Source organism: Curtobacterium flaccumfaciens (genome assembly GCF_004361695.1).
Lineage (GTDB): Bacteria > Actinomycetota > Actinomycetes > Actinomycetales > Microbacteriaceae > Curtobacterium > Curtobacterium flaccumfaciens_B.
This window is the reverse complement of record NZ_SNVW01000009.1, coordinates 75,394-94,180: the sequence shown is the minus strand read 5'-3', so window position 1 is coordinate 94,180 and position 18,787 is coordinate 75,394. Positions and strand designations below refer to the sequence as shown.

Below are 18,787 nucleotides of genomic sequence, written 5' to 3'. Positions count from 1 at the left end.
CGGAGTCGCACCATGCACGCGCGCACCGTCGCGGACGCGGGGCAACGACAACACGTACGTCGTACGACGCCGGCCGTGTCGCACCATGCACACGCAACGAACGACACCCCACCAGTCGATCGACACGCGCAACGTCGCACCATGCACACGCACCGGATGCGTGCGCAACGAACGACGTCCCACGAGTCGATCGACTCGTGGGACGTCGGAACACGCACACGCAAGGACAGCCGCGTCAGCCCACCGCAGCCTCCGCCGCACCGGGCGACGCCGCGGCGGGCGACGACGCGCGCGCCGCCCACTCCTCCGCGAGCAACTCGTACGAACGCACCCGCGCCTCGTGGTCGTGCGTGATCGTCGTGACGAGCAGCTCGTCCGCTCCGGTCACGCGCTGCAGCGTCTCGAGTTGGTCCGCCACCGACCCCGCGTCGCCGACGAACCGGGTCGCGAGACGATCCGCGACCGAGGCCTCGTCGGCGGCGGCGAGCGGGTGCTCCCGCGCCCATGCCGGCGTCGGGTACTCGATCGCCCCGACCCCGGAGCGGATCGAGTGCACCCACTGGCCGTAGCCGAGGGCGAGCTCCGCGGCCTCCGCGGCGGTGCGGCCGACGACCACGTCCGCCGAGACGATGACGTGCGGGGCGTCGAGGACTCCCGGGCGGAAGGCATCTCGGTACGCCTGCACCGACGCCAGCACCGTGCCCGGGGACGTGTGGTAGTTCGCGCCGTACGGCAGTCCGAGCGCACCCGCCGCACGGGCACTCGCGCCGCCGGTCGAGCCGTGGATCCACAGCTCGACGGGTGCTCCGGCGGCGGGCGGGGCCTCGACGACCGTGCCGTCCCGCGACCACGTGCCGGCGAACAGCTCACGGATGAGGTCGAGCTCTCCCTCGAACCGGTCCACGTCGCCGGGCACCCGGCCGAGCAGCTCCCCCTGCAGTGCGAACCGACTGCCGGGCGCGATCCGGAAGTCGAACGGCGCCGGGATGAGGAGACCGTCGACGACCTCGTCCTCGCGCGGCGCGAGCGACGGGGACTTCGGGGTGCCGGGGGCCGGCGCACCCGAGCGCCCGAGCCCGAGGTCGATCCGCGGCCCGTAGAGCGCGGCGAGGGTGCCGAAGGTCTCGGCGATCTGCAGCCCCCGGACGTTGCCGACGAGCGTCGCGGCGCTCCCGACCCGGATCGTCGAGGTCGCGCCGGCCACCGCCCCGATCACGATGGTCGGCGCGCTGCCGGCCACCCCGGAGTTGAGGTGGTGCTCGGCGAGCCAGTACCGGGCGTACCCGGCCTGCTCGGCGCGCCTGGCGAGGTCGACGGTGTTGCGCAGAGCGGCCGCGGCGGTGGAGCCCGCCGACACCGGCGCGAGATCGAGGATCGACAGCGGGACCGCCCGCGGCTCGAGGGGGCCGCTCACGATGCGTCCTTCCACGTGCCGGTGAGCTGGTCGAGCCGGGTGTCCGCGCCGAACGCGATGCCGTGCACGTCCTTCGCCGTGGCGATGATGCTCGTGAGCTCGTGCACCGGCACGAAGTCGACCTGTGAGGCGATCCGCTGCTGGATCGACGCGAAGGTCTTCGCGCGCTCGGCGGGGTCGGACTGCGACAGCTCCTGGGTGAAGAGCGCGTCGAGCGTGGTGTCGGACGCACCGATCGACTGTGCTCCGGCGCTCGAGAACTTCGAGCGGAGCACGTCCCCGTCGGCTCGCGAGCTGTTGTCCCACGCCAGGTCCCAGTCGCCGCTGGTGGTGTTGGCGAGGTACTGCGGCACGGTGCCGCTCTCGAGGGTCAGGCCGATGCCGACCTTCTTCAGCTCCTGCTGGATGAGTTCGAGCGAGGTCTGGTTCGGCCCGAAGTTCGTGATCCAGATGAGCGTGAGCTGCAGCTTCTTGCCGTCCTTCGCGCGGATGCCGTCCGAGCCCTTCTCCCACCCGGCGTCCTGCAGCGCCGCGGCTGCGGCCGCGGGGTCGTGTTCGATCGACGACGACGTGTCCACGTGGCCGGGGGTCGTCGAGCCGAGCACCGAGTTCGCGACCTTGAACAGGTCGTTCAGGGACGTGTCCCGCACGGTCTTCGGATCGACGGCCTGCGCGATCGCCTTGCGGACGACGAGGTCGGACACCAGCGGGCGCTTCTGGTTGAACGTGAGGCCGAACACCTGCCCGGGGTTGGCGCGGGTGACGAGCTCGTACTGCGACTGCAGCGTGTCGACGTCGCTCGGCTGCACGCTGCTGATGGCGTCGAGCTGACCGGACTGCAGGCTGCCGGTGCGGACGCTGGCTTCGGGGACGACCTGGAACGTCACCTTGGACAGGTGCGCCGCACCGGTGTTCGACCGCGCGGCGGGACCCCAGTCGTAGCCCTTCCGCTTCGTGAGGACGGTGGAGGTGTTCTTCGTGTAGGACGACAGCGTGAACGGCCCGGTCCCGATGACGGCCTTGCCGTCGGCCCGGTCGTCGAACGGCGTCTCGGTGGTCTTCGGCGCGACGATGCCGAGCGCGACCGACGCGGTGGCGTTCGGGAACGCGGCGTTCGGCGTCGTGAAGTCGACCTCGACGGTGTCGTCGTCGATGACCTTCGTCTCCTGGTACCCGGAGAAGTACGCCGCGGCGGTGCTGGTGGCTCCGGCGGCGGCGATGTCGTCGAAGGTGTCCTTCACGGCCGTGGCGTCGAGCGCCGTGCCGTCCGAGAACGTCACGCCGGAGCGCAGGTCGAACGTGAAGGCGGTGGCGTCCGCGTTGGCCGAGTACTTCGTCGCCAGCCACGGCTTGAGCGACCCGTCCGACGGGTCCTGCCAGAGCAGCGAGTCGACGAGCTGGCGGGTGATCGCGAGCGTGTCGTTGCCGGCGCCGACACCCGAGGGGTTCAGCGTGATGGGGTCGTTCGCGACGGCGTAGGTGAGCGAACCGCCGTCGACGGGCTTCGACGACGAGGACGACGACGCGGTGCTGCCCGACGAGCAGCCGGCCATCACCAGGGCCGCCGCGGTGCCGGCCGCGATCGCGGCCACCAGACGGATCGGGGTGCGGTGGATGGTCATGAGACTCCTTCGGGTGCGGCTGCGCCGTCGACGACGACGCCTGCGGGGTCGGGTGCGACGCGCCGGGATCGTCCGGGGATCGCGTCGAGCAGGGCACGGGTGTACTCGTGCTGCGGGTGGTGGAGGACGTCGGCGACACCGCCGTGCTCCACGACGCGCCCGCCCCGGAGGACGGACACCTCGTGGGCGATGCGCCGGACGACGGCGAGGTCGTGCGAGATGAACAGGTACGAGACGCCGAGCGTCTCCTGCAGCGACGCGAGCAGGTCGAGGATCTGCGCCTGGACGGACACGTCGAGCGCGGAGACGGGCTCGTCGAGGACGACGAACGACGGGTCGAGCGCGAGCGCACGTGCGATGGCGACGCGCTGCCGCTGGCCGCCCGACAGCTCCGACGGTCGACGTGCCGCCGCCGACGCGGGCAGCGCCACGAGGTCGAGCAACTCCGCGGCGCGCGCCTGCCGGGAGCGCCGGGTCCCGACGCCGAACGCGGCGAGCGGGTCCGCGATGATCGACCCGACCGACAGGCGCGGGTGCAGGGCCGCGTAGGGGTTCTGCTGCACGATCTGCGCGCGTCGCCGGTACGCCCGGAGCGTGCCGCCACGGGCGCCCGTCACGTCGCTGCCGTCGAACCGCACGGTCCCCGCGTCGGGTCGCTCGAGTCCGAGGACGAGGCGCGCGGTCGTCGACTTCCCGGAGCCGGACTCCCCCACGAGCGCGAGCGTCCGGCCCCGCGGGACGGTCACGTCCACCCCGTCGACGGCGGTCACGCGGTCGAACGACTTCCGCAGTCCGGTCGCGATCACGAGGGGCGTGCCGGTGACGGCCGGGAGGCGCGGTGCGGCTCCCACGGATCCGCGCACGTCGTCGAGACTGGGCGCCGCTCAGATCAGTGCACGCGTGTACGCCTCGCGGGGTGCGTCGAGCACCTCGGCGGGTGTGCCCTGCTCGACGATCCGCCCCTCGGACATCACGACGATGCGGTCGGCCCGGTCGGCGGCGACCCCGAGGTCGTGCGTGATGAAGAGGACGCTCGTGCCGCGCTCGGCGACGAGTCGGTCGAGGTGGTCGAGGATCGTCCGCTGCACGGTGACGTCGAGGGCGCTCGTCGGCTCGTCGGCGACGAGCAGCTCCGGGTCGCCGATGAGCGCGATCGCGATGAGGACGCGCTGTCGCATGCCGCCGGACAGCTCGTGCGGGTACTGCCGCGCACGGAGCTCCGGGCGGTCGATGCCGGCGCGACGGAGCTCCTCGACGGCCCGGTCCGCGGCCTCGGCGCGCGTGGCGAGCCCGTGGATCCGGAGCACCTCGGCGACCTGGGTGCCGATCCGGGTCACCGGGTTGAGCGAGACGGTGGGGTCCTGCGGGACGAACCCGATCCGCAGCCCGCGCACCGAGCGCACGGCGGCGTCGGACGCGGTGACCAGGTCGAGGTCCGCGGTACCGGCGGCCGCCCCGGAGAGCCGCACCGTGCCTCCAGTCAGGGCTGCCGCTGCGGGCAGGAGCCGGAGGACTGCGTGCGCCGTCGTCGACTTGCCCGAACCGGACTCGCCGACGATCGCGACGCGTTCCCCGCGACCGACGTCGAGCGAGATCCCGTGCAGCGCGGTGCGTGTGGCTCGGCCGCGACCGTAGGCGACCGTCAGGTCGCGGATGCTGAGGAGGCTCATCGGACGGCCCGCCGTTCGGTGTCGAGGGCCCGTGCGATGCGGTTGCCGGCGAGGACCGTGACCGCGATGACGAGACCCGGGATGGTGGTCAGCCACCACGAGGTGGCGATGAAGTCGCGGCCGGTCGAGACGAGCGACCCCCACTCCGGAGCCGGCGGCTGGGCACCGTAGCCGAGGAAGCTCAGGCTCGAGACGGCGAGGATCGCCGTGCCGAACTCGAGCGCGGCGAGGACGACGACGGGGCCGGCCGCGTTCGGCAGGACGTGCACGGCCAGCACGCGCCACCAGCGGTTCCCGTTCGCCGACGCCGCCTCGACGAACGCCGCGGTGCGGACCCGGACGACCTCGGACCGCATGATCCGGGCGATGGTGGCGATGCTCGCGACGCCGACCGCCACGGCGACGTTGACGGTGCCGAAGCCGAGCACGGTGACGATCGTCAGCGAGAGCAGCAGACTCGGGATCGCGAGCAGGACGTCGGCCAGGCGCATGAGGACGGTGTCCACGACCCCGCCGACGAACCCGGCGACGAGTCCGACGACCGACCCGCCCACCAGGCCGATGACGATCGCGAGGACCGCGGCCTGCAGCGTGAGTGCGGTGCCGTGCACGACCCGGGAGTACAGGTCGCGGCCGAGCTGGTCGGTCCCGAACCAGTGCGCGGCGTCCGGCGCGGTGAGCTTCGCGGCGGGGTCGGCGGCCAGCGGGTCGTGGTGCGTGAGGACGCCCGGCAGCACCGCGGCGAGGACGACCAGGGCGAGCCAGACGGCAGCCACGGTCAGGGTCGGGCGGGCGGCGAGGGTGCGGAGCGCCGCGGTCGCCCCACTGCGGACGCCGGGCGAGCCGGGGACACCGTCGGCGACGAGCACGCCGGGGCGGCCGAGGGCGAGCTGGGTGGTGTCGGTCATGCGGGGGCTCCCTGGGGTGCGGTCGTGGTGGACCCGGGGGTCGCGCCCGGCGTCGTGGTGGACCCGGCGGTCGCGCCCGGCGTCGTCCCGGCGCCCGCGCCGTCCTGCTCGCGGAGCCGCCGACGGCTGCCGGCCAGGACGACGCGCGGGTCGAGCAGCGGGTACACCAGGTCGACGACGAGGTTCGCGACGACGAAGACCGCCGCCGCGACGAGCACGATGCCCTGGACGACGGGGATGTCCTGGCCCTGCACGGCGGTCGCGGTGACACGGCCGAGCCCCGGGCGTGAGAACACGGTCTCGGTCACGACGGTGCCGGAGAACAGCTGCCCGACGATGAGCCCGGTGACGGTCAGCGCCGGCAGTGCGGCGTTCCGCAGCGCGTGCCGGAGCTGCACGCGCCAGCGACCCGCACCCTTGGCGTAGGCGGTGTCGACGTACGGCTCGCGGAGCGTCTGCACGAGCGACTTCGACAGCAGCTGGGCGATCGTCGCCCCGGTCGGCAGCGCGAGGGTGATCGCGGGCAGGACGACGGACGCCGGCCCCTCGCCGCCGAACGCCGGGAAGACGTGGAGTCCGAACGAGAACCACTGCACGAGCAGGAGCGCGAACCAGAACCCGGGGACGGCGACGCCGATCGGGGGCAGCGAGAGGAGGAACTGGCCGAACGCACGGTTCCGCGTCCAGGTCGCCAGCACCGCCAGGCCTCCGCCGAACACGACCGCGAGCAGCAGTCCGGCGACGGCGATCTGCACCGTGGGGCCGACCGCTTCGCCGATCACCTCGGTGACCGGGCGGCCGACGCCGATGGACCGACCGAGGTCGCCGGTCAGCAGCGACCCGAGGTGCTGCACGTACTGCACGAGCACGGGCTGGTCGAGTCCGTACCGGTGCCGGAGCGCGTCGAGCTGCGCCGCCGTGACGTCGGTGGCGTCGGGACCGAGCATGATCCGCGCCGGGTCGCTCGGCAGCACGTAGAGGACGAAGAACGAGATCGTCCAGGCCGCCCAGAGCACGAGCACGGCCTGCCCGATCCGGGCGAGCACGTAGCGGGTCACGCGGCGATCACCTCCGGCTGCCGGTGCGCGCTCCAGCCGAGCTCGGGCGCCACCTTCGCGACCACGTCCGCGACGATCTGCTCGTACTCGTCACCGGCGAACTCGTAGGGCAGCTCGACCCGGAACTCGTCGACCTCGGCGAGTGTGGCGTCGTGCACGAGTTGCTCGACGATCTGCTCGGCCGGCCCGACCAGGTCGGCGGAGAACAGCGTGCGCCGCGGGCCCTGCGGCCCGGCCTGCCGGGCGAGCCGCGACTCGTACCAGGCCCGGTAGCGCTCGCGCGAGACCCGGTCGGCGGAGTCCGTCGGCACCACGCAGCGCCCCCAGGCGACCCGGGGCGCGCGGCCGACGGGCAGCGCCGCACGGTACGCGGCGAGCTGGTTCCGCTGCGCGGTGCCGTAGTCGTCGGTGCCCTCGCCGGACGTGAGGTTGCCGATGAGCAGGTTCAGCCCGGCGCTGCCCGCGAAGGCCGCCGAGCGGAGCGACCCGCCGCCGTACCAGACCCGGTCGACGAGCCCGGGGGCGTACGGCTGCAGCCGGGGACGCTGGACGGCGCCGGGGCTCTGGATGACGGTGTCCTCGTCGCCGAGGTACGTCCCGCGCAGGTTGTCGACGAAGCGGGTCACCCGGCCGTACCCGCGGTCGAAGGAGCGCCAGTCGCCGTCGAACACCAGGTCGCCGAGGACGTCCTCGTGCGGCGAGCTGGTCGACAGCCCGACCTGGACGCGTCCGTGCGACAGGACGTCGGCGAGCGAGAAGTCCTCCGCCAGCCGGAACGGGCTCTCCCACCCGATCGGGACGACGGCGACACCGAGCTCGATGCGGGTGGTCCGCTGCGACGCGGCGGCGAGGAACACCGCGGCCGAGCCGATGCCGTGCTCGAGGTGCCGGTGCCGGACCCAGGCGCCGTCGACGCCGAGGCGCTCGGCTGTCTCGAAGAGGCCGAGCGTGGCGTCGAGACCGTCCACGGGGGCGTCGTCCTCGAAGTTGCCCGGCACGAGGATCGCGAGGCTGCGGACCGTCACGCGAGCACCCCCGCTCCGCGGGCCGAGCGGATCGTCCCCGGCAGACCGAGGGTCTCGCGGAGCGTTGCGCCCTCGTCGTAGGACTCCCGGTACACGCCGCGCTCCTGCAGCAGCGGGACGACCGTGTCGACGAACTCGTCGAGTCCGTACGGGTTCGTGTGCGGGACCACCACGAAGCCGTCCGTCGCGCGCTCCTGCACGTACCGGTCGATCTCGGCGGCGATGTGCGACGGCGTGCCGACGAACCCGCCCCTGGTCGACACCTCGATGACGAGGTCGCGGATCGACAGGCGCTCCGCTTCGGCGCGGTCGCGCCAGCCGCGGACGAGCGCGGGGACGTCCCGCACGTGGCGGGCTCGGCCACGGGTGATCGCGGCGCCGTCGAGGTCGGGCTCCACGTCGGGCAGCGGGCCGTCGACGTCGTACGACGACAGGTCGCGGTTCCAGACCTGCTCGAGGAAGGCGATCGCCGTCGCCGGGCTGACCTGGGCACGCCGGATCGCTCGCGACCGTTCCTCGGCGTCCGCCGGCGTCGACCCGATCACGAACGTCGCGCCGGGCAGCACGTGGAGCTCGTCCTTCGAGCGCCCCACCCGCTCGAGACGGTCGGTGATGTCCGCGTAGTACGCCTGCGCGTCGACGAACTCGGTGTGCAGCGAGAAGACCACCTCGGCGTGCCGGGCAGCGAGGTCACGGCCCTCGTCGGAGTCGCCGGCCTGCACCACGACGGGGTGCCCCTGCGGGCTCCGCGGCACCGGGAACGTGCCGGTGACGTCGAACTGCGGACCGTGGTGGTCGACGTCGTGGATCCGGGACCGGTCGGCGAAGACGCCCGCGCCACGGTCGGCCACGACCGCGTCCGGCTCCCACGAGTCCCACAGCGCACGCGACAGCTCGACGAACTCGGCGGCGCGCGTGTAGCGGTCGGCGTGGTCGAGGAACGCGCCGCGGCGGAAGTTCGCGCCGTGGAACGCGTCCGAGCTCGTCACCACGTTCCACCCGGCCCGGCCGTCGGTGAGGTGGTCGAGGGTGGCGAGCTGCTTCGCCAGCTCCACCGGCTCGTTGAACGTGGTCTGCAGCGTGCCGACCAGGCCGATGTGCTCGGTGACGCCGGCGAGAGCGGCGAGGATCGCGAGCGTGTTCGGACGCCCGACGACGTCGAGGTCGTGGATGCGGCCCTTCTGCTCGCGGAGCCGCAGCCCCTCGGCGAGGAACAGGTAGTCGAAGAACCCGCGCTCGGCGTTGCGGGCGAAGTGCTCGAACGACGAGAACGCGATCTGGCTCTCGGCCCGGTCATCGCTCCAGATCGTGGTGTTGTTGACGCCCGGGAAGTGAGCGGCGAGGTGGACCTGACGCTTGGCGTTCATGCTGAGACCCCCAGGGAAGACGGACGGGCGTACCGGCTGACCGCCGGTGCGATGCCGAGCCGCGTGCGCAGGTCGGCGGTGGGACGGGACGCCACGTCGGCACGGAGGCCGGCGGTGACGAGGGCGGGGACGAGCTGCCGGGCGATCGCGGTCGAGTCGATCGGGATCCGCAGCGGACGGAGGCGGACGCCCGCGAAACCGAGCTCACGGAGCGCGCCGATCCGGTCGACCAGGTCGGCGACCGTGGTGGCGAGGACGGTCGTGTCCGAGCCGGAGCCGAGCGCGTACGGCGCACCGGCCGCGGCGTCGAGCGCCGCGAGCTCGTCCGCGGCGGCAGCCGCGGACGACCCGATGAGGACCGCGAGGTCCGCGAGCACCGGACGGCGGACGTCGGAGCCGGCCGTCTGCTCGGCGTCACGGACGAGTGCCAACGCGTCCCGCGCCTCCAGGCCGTCGAACCCGGGCGTGACCAGCGCGACGTCCGCGGCGTCGACGGCGAACGCGGCGGCGTCCGCACGGTGCGCGAGCGCGAAGACCGGCGGGCGCCCCTGCGGCGACCGCGGCACGATCGACGCGCCGTGCACCGAGAAGGAGGCGCCCTCGAACGCCGCGCCGTGGATGCGGTCGCGGTCGATGAAGCGGCCCGTCGTGACGTCGCGGATGATCGCGTCGTCGTCCCAGCTGTCCCAGAGTCGTGCGACGACCTCGACGACCTCGCGTGCTTCGGCGAACAGGGCGCCCGCGTCGTCGCCGCCGGGGCGGCGGCCGAACAGCGCGGCCTCGCGGGTCGTCGGACTCACCTGGATCCGCCACCCGGCTCGCCCCAGCGAGACGTGGTCGAGGGTCTGGAGGCCCGTGGCGACGTGGAAGGGCTCGGTGTGCGTCACCGAGACGGTCGGCACCAGACCGAGCGAGCGGGTCGCCGGGGCGACCGCGTTCGCGACGAGGAGGGCGTCGAGCCGGCCGACGACGGTCCGGGTGTCGAGGTCGCCGGCGGCGTCGGCCGGGCCGGCGGTGAAGGAGTCCTCGAGGGTGACGGCGTCGATGCCGAGGCGGTCCTGCTCGACGACGACGTCGCGCCAGTGCCGGAGGCTCGCGAGGCGGTGGGCGTCGGGACCGGCGGTGCGCCAGGCGGCGGGGTGCCAGCCGGCGCCCTGCAGGGCGGTGACGAGGGTGGTGCGGTCGGGCATGGGGTGCGCTTCCGTCGGGGTGGGGGTCAGTGGGTGTGCGTGGCGGCGGCGGCCGTCGCTTCGGCGTGCGTGGGGGCGGTCGTGGCGCCGGTGGGGGCACCGGCGGGGGCCGTCGCTTCGGCGCCGAACTTGAAGCCGAGGCGGCCGTGGGCGAAGCCGCCTCCGGCGCGGATGGCGGTGGCGACCCACGCGGCCTCGGCGAGTTCGGCCTCGTCCGCACCGGCCTGCACCGCGCGCTGGCTGTGGGCGTCGATGCAGTACACGCACTGCGTGGTGATGCCGACCGCGAGGGCGATGAGCTCCCGGTACTTCAGCGGGATCGCGCGACCCTCGGCCTGGAACACCGACGCGTCGAAGTCGACGAACGCCTTGAGGATGTCCGGGGTCTGCTGCTTGTAGACCTTCGTGAAGGTCTTGTCCTGCTCGCGGTCGAGGTAGTCGGTCATGACGGCGACGCTATGACCGGACGGAGCCCCTGGCGACGTGTGTTGCCGAGCGTGAACCGCGGTTGCGTCGTGTGACGCGGGGGTGGGGTGCGGGCGTCACACGACGTCACGGCGCCGGGGTGGGCGCGCCCTCGCACGGTGCGAGGTCAGCCCCGCCGACGCGCCGCGAACCGCCCCCGGAGCGTGACGTCCTCGTACGAGCGGTGGAACACCCCGCGCCGCTGCAGGATCGGCACGAGCTCGTCGACCACCGTCTCGAGCCCCCGCGGGAACTCGTCGATCATCAGGGTGAAGCCGTCCGCGGCCCCCGTCCGGTACCACTCCTCGATCGTGTCCGCAGCCTGCTCGGGTGTCCCGACGACGATCCGGGCGCCGTAGCCGCCGAAGCCCCGCAGGACCTGCCGCAACGAGGTGTTGTTCGCCCGCACCCACCGCACGACGGTCTCGTGGTAGCCGAGCGAGGGGCCGTAGGTGACGGGGTCGACCTCGCGGTCGAGGATCGCCGCCGGGATCGGTGCCGACGGGTCGAGCCCGGTCAGGTCGGCGTCGAGGTGCGTCCCGAGTGCCCGGAGCGCGTACCCGTCCGGCGCGAGGGCCTCGAGCTCGTCGAACCGCCGTCGGGCCTCGGCCTCGGTGCTCCCGAGCACGAGCGACAGCCCGGGCACGATCACGACGTCGGCGGGGTCCCGCCCGTACGTCGCCGCCGCGCGCTTCACCGCGCGGTAGTGCTCCCGTGCCGGCTCCGGGGTGAGCTCGACGGCGAAGACGCCCTCGGCGACGCGGGCTGCCAGGTCGCGGCCGTGCGGCGATCCGCCCGCCTGGAACACCACGGGATGGCCCTGCGCGGACGGCGGCACCGTGATGGTGCCCTCGTGGTGCACGAACTCGCCGTGCTGCGCGACCGGCACCCCGGTCGCGGCGGAGCGCCAGAGCGCCTGCACGAGGTCGACCACCTCGCCGGCGCGGGCGTAGCGCTCCGGCCGGTCCGGGTTCGTCGCGACGCCGAAGTTCGCCGACACCGACGGGTCGTACGTCGTGACCGCGTTCCAGGCGAGCCGCCCACCGGACACCGTGTCGAGGGACAGCAGCCGTTCCGCCAGGTCCACCGGGTCGTTGTAGGTCGTCGACGCGGTGCCGACCAACCCGAGGTGCGTCGTCGCGTCGGCGATCACCCCGAGAGCGACGAACGGTTCGAGCTGGCCGTACGCACGGACGTTCGGGTCGCTGAAGGACGGGTGGTCGGCGAGGAACACCATGTCGAGCAGCCCGCGTTCGGCCGTCCGTCCGAGGTCCGCCCAGAACTCCGCCGTCAGCAGGTCCGTCGCCGCGACGTCCTGTGTCCGCCAGGCGGCCGGCCGCTGGCCGAATCCCTGCAGGTTCACCCCGAGGACCAGGCCCGCGTCCGTCACGGCGTCACCACGCCGGGGACCGGCAGACCGAGCAGGTCGCGGAGCGTCCGGCGGCCGGTCCCCCACGGCGTCGGACTGGAGGCGCGGCTCGCCTCCGTCACGTCGCTCGCGTCGGGAAGCGGTGCCAGTGGGCGGGCGTCGCCGCCGAGGACCAGGTCCGGTGCGGCTGCTCCGTCCGGCAGGACCACGTCGTGCCAGACCGCGAGGACGGGTTCGCCCTGCCGACTCGACGGCGTCGTGAGCGGCCCGCGTACCCGGTACCCGCCGGGGCCGCCGTCGTGGTCGAGCGGCCGGATCCGGTCGGTGTCCGCGAACCGGCCGGTCTCGCGGTCGCCGGTGATGCTGTCGAGCGGCCAGGTCCGCCAGAGGCCGCGGACGACGGCGACGAACTCGGCCGGGTCGTGCCGGTGGTCGGACGGGGGCAGCCCGTGGTCGTGGGCTCCGACGACCAGCCCGACCCGCGCCTCCAGGACGTGGTCGAGGGAGAGCACCCGGCGGGCGACGTTGTACGGGTGCTCGCGCGTCGGCGCGGCGGCGACGAGGAGGCCGTGCGTCGGCAGTGCCCGGCCGAGGGCGAGCGCGGCGGTCGTCGGGTCGAGCCGGTGACCCCGGCCCCGGTCGGGGTCGAACCGGTCGGTCCCGAGCGCGACGACGTCGGCGCCGGACGCCACGATCCGGGCCGCGAGGTCGGCGATGCCCCGCGGGCGCGCGACCGCCCCGGCGAGTTCGGCGTCGGGCACGGCCACGATCGTCCCGGTCACCGGGGGCTCCTCGGGTCGAGCGGGCTGGTGCCGTTCACGAGCAGGTCACCGACGATCCGGCGCTTGTGCACGCGAGGGTTGTGGGACGCGAGCGTCCGGGCGTTCCGCCAGTGCCGGTCGAGCCCGAGGGACCGGAAGGTGCCGGAGGAGCCGAGGGCGTCGAACACGAGCGTGGTGGCGTCGAGCACGGCGTCGGTGACGATGGTCTGCGCGTGTGCGACGGCGGTCCAGCTGCGCTCGAGGGCGGCACGGAGGGCAGCAGGGCGCGCCGGGTCCGCGATGGCGTCGCGGCCGCCGTCGTCGTCGTCGTCGCCGTCGTCGTCTCCGTCGCCGTCGCCGTCGCCGTCGTCGTCGGCACGGAGGGCTGCGTGCCGGTCCACCGCCTCGTCGAGCGGGCCGAGGCTCCCCACGAAGGCCGCGTCGGCTGCGTACACCCGCGCGGCGACGGTGCCGATCACGCCGAGGAGCTCCGGGTCCCGCGTCGGGTCGGTCGTCGTGCCGTTGTGGTGGCCGCGTGCCCGGGCCCGGAGCGCCTCGACGCCCTCGCGGAGCGCCGCACGGCCGATGCCGACGAGGATCGCGTGCATCACCGACTGGTAGTACTGCTCCTGGTACGGGTACCTGGTGGCGTACGGCAGGACGCGCTCGTCGGGGACCGGCACGTCGGCGTAGGTGACGCTCCCGCTCCCCGTGACGCGCTGTCCGAAGCCGTCCCAGTCGTCCCCCACGACGACCGCCGGGTCCTCGGCGTCGACGAGCGCGACGAACCGTTCCCCGTCGTCCGCGACCGCCAGCACGGTGATCCACCGGGCGTAGACGCTCCCCGTCGAGTAGAACTTCCGTCCGCTGACGCGCCAGCCGCCGGCCGGGTCCCGCGCGATCGTGGTCGTGATGTCGGCCCCGGTGGCGTTCGGCGTCTCGCTCCAGCCGCCGCCGACGAGCTCCCCGCGGCCCAGCCGTCCGACGATCTCGTGGTCGAACGCGCTGCCCCGGGCGTGCACCCGGTCCTCGACGAACGAGAAGTGGTTGCGCCAGACGTGCGCCAGGTTCGGGTCGACCTCGGCGAGCTCGGCGATCGCGCGGAGGACGTCGGACAGCCGCGCTCCGACGCCGCCCCACGCGACCGGGGTGCGCCAGCGCGCGAAGCCGGCGTCGACCAGCCAGCCGAGCTGCTCGGTGGCGAGCCGTTCGTCGCGCTCGCGCTCCCGGGCGTCGACGGCGATCCGTTCGACGACGGGCCGGAGCGGCGCGATGAGCTCCTCGTAGCGGCCGTCGGCCGGGATCTCGCTCGGGGACATGCCCGCACGCTAGCCACCCGCGGCGGTCCACCGCAGCGGTGCCGCAACGCCGGGCAACGGGACGCAACGCGGCGTCACACGCGCCGGGTGGCAGCGCTCACCACGTGATGCGCGCGAACTCCTCCCGCAACCGCCGAGCGCGACCTGGGTGCACCTGCTCCACCCAGCCGATCCGGCCGAGCAGGTGCGCTCGGAACTCGGGGTGTCCCGCGCGGTTCTGCGATGCCGGGCCCTGCTCGGCGGCGTTGTGGAGGATCGCGTGGAGCCGGTCGACCTCGCGCCGCCCCGGACTCGTGCGATCGTTGACGACCACGCCCGTGACCGACTGCCGGACTCCGCGCCGCCGCACCCGGGTCTTCGCCGGGTTGAGCCGGTAGCCCTGGTCGGTGACGATCCGGTCGACACCGCGCAGGAAGGCGTCCGCACGGCCCGCGAGCCGGTCGCCGCCGCTGAACGTCAGGTCGTCGGCGTACCGCGTGTACACCGCGCCGACGGCCCCGGCCCACCCGTCGAGCCGGGCGTCGAGGTGCCGGAGCGCCGTGTTCGCGAGCGCCGGGGACGTCGGGGCGCCCTGGGGCAGGTGCGCGGCGGCGAGCGACCGGCGCAGTGCTGCACGGTCTTCCGGACTCCCGCCGTCGGGCATGGCGGTGAGCACGTGGGGTGGCACCCGGTGCGTGCAGATGCCGGTGAGCACGTGCGCGAGCGGCTCCGCGAACCCGGCCGACCGGAAGACGCCGAAGACCGTCGGGGCGGTGACGCTCGCGAAGAACGACGTGAGGTCGGCGGACACGACCACCTGTTGCCCGGTGTGCACCGCCGCGCCCGACACGACGCTCCGCCCGGCCACGAACCCGTGCGCGGCGCCGTGCACCGGGAAGGTCACGAGGAGCTCGTCGAGGATCGTCCGCTGCGTCCGGCGGAGCATCTCCATCGGCTTCTCGAGCAGCCGCGGCGTCCGTCCGGGGCGGCGCACCCACTCGTGCCGGTGGTGGTGGAGCGGACTCGACGGGCCGGGGCGGCGGTTCCACGAGCGGGTGTCGGCGAGCCACAGCAGCCGACCGACGGTGAGGTCGAGCGCGCGGGCCAGTTCGGGCAGGGTGTCGACGAGGAGCCGGCTTTCGGTCTCCGGTCGTGCGCGCACCGCCGTGGCCCGGCGGACGAGGACCCGCACCGGTCGACGGTCCTGACGGGCACGGTGCAGTGCCACCAGGCGCGGCGCGGACGCGAGCACGGCGGCGAGCTGTCGCGGGGCGTCGACCGGCGGGCGCGGGTACGCGTCGAGCGCGGCGGCGACGGCGAGCCCGACGTAGGCCCGCTCGACCCCGACCACGACGTACCCGGCTGCCGTCAGGTCGTCCGGCTCCCACCGGTCCGCCGTCAGGAACGCGTCGGCGAGGGCACCCGCGACGACGTCGAGGGGCGTGGGGTTCCCGAGGGACCTGTCGGTGCCTCCGTGCGGCGTCGCGCGCGGAGCGCGCCGTCCCGCTCGGGGCGTGTCGTCCTGCTGGTACTGCGTGCCCCGGGGTGACCCCGGAGAGGTCGACGCGTCTCGCGCGCCGTCCGCCTCCCCCGGGAACTCCACACGCCCACCCTACGGCGGCCCACCGACCGAGCGCCGAGCAGGGGGATCGATGACGGTCTGCCAGGATCGTCGGATGGTCTCGTTCTTCCTGACCCACGCCGAGGTCGTCGTGGACCCCGCCCGAGCGATCGAGTCGTGGGGGCTGTCGGCGGACGGTCGATCCCGTGCAGCCGGGGCGGTCGACGTCGCCTGGCACCCCGGTGTCCGCCGGATCGTGTCGAGCACGGAGCAGAAGGCGATCGACACGGCCGAGGTCCTGGCGTCAGCCACCGGCGCCATGCCGGACTCGGACGCCGCCCTCGGCGAGATCGACCGGAGCGCGACGGGCTACCTGCCGCTCGACGAGTTCGAGGTGGTCGTCGACGCATTCTTCGCCGACCCCGGCCACTCGGTGCGGGGCTGGGAGCGGGCGGTCGACGCGCAGGCTCGCATCGTCGACGCCGTACGCCGTGTCAGCGCGGACGGCGACGTGACGATCGTGTCGCACGGTGCGGTCGGGGCGCTCCTGCTCGCGGACCTGCTGCGCGTGCCGGTCTCCCGCGCGCTCGACCAGCCGGGGATGGGCAGCGTGTTCACCTTCGACCCGGCGGCGTGGCGCGCCACGAGCGGCTGGACCCGCGTCCCGCGGCGCTGACCGCCCGCTGCGTCGGCCTCGTCCGCGGCGTGATCGTCGTCGGCGGCGGCGGCGTCGGCGGCGGCGGCGTCGTGCCTCGCCGCAACACTCGACGCCGTGCGACACCGACGATGTCGTACGACGACGACATCGTCGCAGGCCCGCGTGTGCAAGCCCCGGCGTCCGCACACGACGACACCGACGATGTCGTACGACGTCGTCGATGTCGTTCCGAGTCGATGTCGTTCCGAGTCGCCGAGCCCACGAGCCGCGCGCGTCAGACGGGCAGCTGCTCCCCCGCCTCGACCGCCACGTCGAGCCGGTTCTCCGCCGGAGGCAGCGGGCACGTCGCGTGCTCGGTGTAGGCGCACGGCAGGTTCGTCGCCCGGTTGAAGTCGATCGTCGTCGTGCCCGATGCGTCCGGCGCCGCGATGTCGAGGCTCCGGTTCGCCGCGTACGTCGTCACCCCGCTCGTGCGGTCGGTGAAGAGCACGTGCAACCCGTCCTCGTGGCCGTTGAACGCCAGCAGCGACCGCGGCCCGTCGAGGTCGAACGTCAGCACACCCGGTGCCTCGTACACGTGCTGGAGTCCGTCGACGACCGAGCCGACCGTCACCTCGCGCGGGGTCTCGAACGGCTCGAAGTGGGCGGTCACGACGAACCGCTCGGTCGGCGGGTAGGCCGGCGTGCCGGCGTACCGGACCCGCTTCGGGTTCGCGGGGTGTCGCGGCCGGAGGACGTCGCTGCCCCCGCGACGAGCGACCTCGACGACGACCGTCGCGTCCCCGTCGAGCCACACGACCGACGTGCCCGAGCGCTCCGGCAGCGGACCGAACCGGTGCTCGCCGGTCACCCGGACCCCGTCGACCTCGATCCACTCCCCCGCGTCCAGCTGCACGACCGGCCCCTCGGCCGAGGTCGACCACGCCCCGGGAGCGTCGTCGTACCGCTCGGGCGTACCGGTCAACCACCGGATGCTCGTGATCGCCAGGAAGCCGTGCTCGCTCGCACGGGCCCGCTCGTGGGCGTCGTGCCACGCGGCCCACTCGGCTTCGAAGGACGGTGCGGTCGGCGTCGTCGTGCTCATGCGACGACGGTACGTCGTCCCGCGGCGCCGCCGCGACGGTCGCCGTCTCGGGACGTCACGCGACCAGGCCCGGGTGCGGCGAGCGGTGGTCGCGACCCGGGCCGGGAGGCGCGGTGCGGGTCGGACCCGCACCGCGCCTCCCGGCCGGTGTCGGCGTCAGACCACCCGGGTGGCGCCCGTCACCGGGCCCGGTTCCGCGTCCTCGTCGTCGGCGGCCTGCAGGACGTCCTCCGCCTGCCGGAGCAGGTGGTGCGCGGCGAGCCCGAGCGACTTCGCCCCGACGACCGCGACGAGGACGGAGAGGAGCACCAGGACCGCCACGGTCGGGATCCACGCGGCCGGCACGTCGAGGACCCGGATCCAGTCGATCGCGGCCGTCGCCACCGCAGCGGCGGGGAACACGAAGGACCAGAAGCCGAGCGAGAACGCCAGCCGGACGTACCGGGGCAGGAGCGCGAGCTGGACGAGGAGCAGCAGGACGCCGAGGCCCGTGATCGCCTGCACCGGCAGGGTGAGGGCGTCGTCGGTCAGGGCGAACACCGACACCGTGGCGACGGCGGGCGGTGCGACGAGGATCGCCATCGTGGGCACGAGCGGCCCGGGCAGCGTCGGCCGGAAGCTGAGCCGCAGGAGCAGCAGGCCGGTCATCACGCCCCAGAAGAACACGCCGACGCCGAAACAGGCCCACGACAGCCAGGTCGCGCCGACCTCGTGCGTGGCGATCGACCCCACCAGGGCGGTGGCGACGGTGGGCAGGAGGTAGCCGCCGTGCACGGACTCGAGGGCGAGCCGGCCCTCGAACCAGGTCGCGAGGAGCCAGGCCGCGAACCCGGCAGCGGTCGCCACGGCCAGGAGCACGAGGACCTCGCCGCCGATCGGCCACACGCGTGCCAGGTCGACGCCGAGCAGCATCGCGGTCGCGGGCACCAGGGCGGCGAGCGGACCCTGTGCCGGGTGCCGGAGCTGGTCGACGAGTCGTTCGTGCGCCCGCACGCGGACACCACGGACGGTGTGCGCGCCGAGCAGCCAGAGCCAGGTGACGCCTGCGACGACCCAGAACACCTGCTGCACGACGGCCGGCAGGTCGAGGACGGGTGCGGCGTACGACCAGGTCTCGGCGAACCCGGCGAGACCGAACGGGACGGCGAGGGTGTTGAGCGGGATGCGTGTGGTTGGACGTGGCATGACCGCACCATTCTGGCGGCACGGGCGTCGCCCGGCGTGCGCGGCCGCGGCGCCGCTGCTTCCCGGGCACGTCGTCTACTCGGGCACGTCGTCGTCGAGGGAGCAGGAATCGTCGGGGTGCCGGACGGGACACGACGATTGCTGCTCCCTCG

At 74.0% G+C, this 18,787-nt stretch carries 15 protein-coding genes and 1 pseudogene; 1 reads left to right on the top strand and 15 read right to left on the bottom strand.

Annotation, left to right across the window (positions count from 1 at the left end):
- Window positions 1–235: 235 nt before the first annotated feature.
- The 13 genes and pseudogenes from EDF64_RS13100 to EDF64_RS13040 all read right to left on the bottom strand — a co-directional run bounded on the left by EDF64_RS13100 (window position 236) and on the right by EDF64_RS13040 (window position 15,750).
- On the bottom strand, window positions 236–1,414 hold the full coding sequence (locus EDF64_RS13100) for an LLM class flavin-dependent oxidoreductase (protein WP_133520423.1): 1,179 nt from the start codon (window positions 1,412–1,414) through the stop codon (window positions 236–238).
- The gene (locus tag EDF64_RS13095) at window positions 1,411–3,036 is read right to left on the bottom strand and encodes an ABC transporter substrate-binding protein (RefSeq protein ID WP_133520422.1); all 1,626 of its coding nucleotides are present in this window, start codon (window positions 3,034–3,036) and stop codon (window positions 1,411–1,413) included. The genes EDF64_RS13100 and EDF64_RS13095 overlap by 4 nt, the downstream gene beginning before the upstream one ends.
- Window positions 3,033–4,706: pseudogene (locus EDF64_RS18680) on the bottom strand (dipeptide ABC transporter ATP-binding protein). The gene EDF64_RS13095 and the pseudogene EDF64_RS18680 overlap by 4 nt, the downstream one beginning before the upstream one ends.
- Window positions 4,703–5,614, bottom strand: coding sequence for an ABC transporter permease (locus tag EDF64_RS13085; protein ID WP_133520421.1), 912 nt, complete (start codon window positions 5,612–5,614; stop codon window positions 4,703–4,705). Before EDF64_RS13085 ends, EDF64_RS18680 begins: the two are co-directional and overlap by 4 nt.
- The gene (locus EDF64_RS13080) at window positions 5,611–6,672 is read right to left on the bottom strand and encodes an ABC transporter permease (protein WP_133520420.1); all 1,062 of its coding nucleotides are present in this window, start codon (window positions 6,670–6,672) and stop codon (window positions 5,611–5,613) included. The genes EDF64_RS13085 and EDF64_RS13080 overlap by 4 nt, the downstream gene beginning before the upstream one ends.
- A complete protein-coding gene (locus EDF64_RS13075) occupies window positions 6,669–7,697 on the bottom strand; it encodes an LLM class flavin-dependent oxidoreductase (protein WP_133520419.1) in 1,029 nt (342 codons plus the stop codon). Before EDF64_RS13075 ends, EDF64_RS13080 begins: the two co-directional genes overlap by 4 nt.
- The gene (locus EDF64_RS13070) at window positions 7,694–9,064 is read right to left on the bottom strand and encodes an NtaA/DmoA family FMN-dependent monooxygenase (RefSeq protein WP_133520418.1); all 1,371 of its coding nucleotides are present in this window, start codon (window positions 9,062–9,064) and stop codon (window positions 7,694–7,696) included. The genes EDF64_RS13075 and EDF64_RS13070 overlap by 4 nt, the downstream gene beginning before the upstream one ends.
- Window positions 9,061–10,254: an LLM class flavin-dependent oxidoreductase gene (locus tag EDF64_RS13065; protein ID WP_133520484.1), complete on the bottom strand. Its 1,194-nt coding sequence runs from the start codon at window positions 10,252–10,254 to the stop codon at window positions 9,061–9,063. The genes EDF64_RS13070 and EDF64_RS13065 overlap by 4 nt, the downstream gene beginning before the upstream one ends.
- A gap of 26 nt (window positions 10,255–10,280) precedes the next feature.
- Entirely contained in the window at window positions 10,281–10,700 is a 420-nt protein-coding gene (locus EDF64_RS13060; protein WP_208108908.1) for a carboxymuconolactone decarboxylase family protein, read from the bottom strand.
- 146 nt (window positions 10,701–10,846) lie between these two features.
- Entirely contained in the window at window positions 10,847–12,109 is a 1,263-nt protein-coding gene (locus EDF64_RS13055; RefSeq protein ID WP_133520417.1) for an NtaA/DmoA family FMN-dependent monooxygenase, read from the bottom strand.
- Complete coding sequence (locus tag EDF64_RS13050) at window positions 12,106–12,870, bottom strand: LLM class flavin-dependent oxidoreductase (protein ID WP_133520416.1); 765 nt, start codon at window positions 12,868–12,870, stop codon at window positions 12,106–12,108. Before EDF64_RS13050 ends, EDF64_RS13055 begins: the two co-directional genes overlap by 4 nt.
- Complete coding sequence (locus EDF64_RS13045; protein ID WP_133520415.1) at window positions 12,867–14,168, bottom strand: acyl-CoA dehydrogenase family protein; 1,302 nt, start codon at window positions 14,166–14,168, stop codon at window positions 12,867–12,869. Before EDF64_RS13045 ends, EDF64_RS13050 begins: the two co-directional genes overlap by 4 nt.
- A 97-nt stretch (window positions 14,169–14,265) precedes the next feature.
- A complete protein-coding gene (locus EDF64_RS13040; RefSeq protein ID WP_133520414.1) occupies window positions 14,266–15,750 on the bottom strand; it encodes a reverse transcriptase family protein in 1,485 nt (494 codons plus the stop codon).
- Between the two features lie 73 nt (window positions 15,751–15,823).
- Between EDF64_RS13040 and EDF64_RS13035 the strand changes: the two genes are divergently transcribed.
- A complete protein-coding gene (locus tag EDF64_RS13035) occupies window positions 15,824–16,384 on the top strand; it encodes a histidine phosphatase family protein (protein WP_133520413.1) in 561 nt (186 codons plus the stop codon).
- A gap of 256 nt (window positions 16,385–16,640) precedes the next feature.
- Here the strand turns inward: EDF64_RS13035 and EDF64_RS13030 are convergent, their stop codons facing one another.
- Window positions 16,641–17,450 carry a DUF1684 domain-containing protein gene (locus EDF64_RS13030; RefSeq protein WP_133520412.1) on the bottom strand — a complete coding sequence of 270 codons (810 nt, stop codon included), beginning with the start codon at window positions 17,448–17,450 and terminating at the stop codon, window positions 16,641–16,643.
- 156 nt (window positions 17,451–17,606) lie between these two features.
- Complete coding sequence (locus EDF64_RS13025; protein WP_133520411.1) at window positions 17,607–18,635, bottom strand: transporter; 1,029 nt, start codon at window positions 18,633–18,635, stop codon at window positions 17,607–17,609.
- Between the last annotated feature and the right edge of the window lie 152 nt (window positions 18,636–18,787).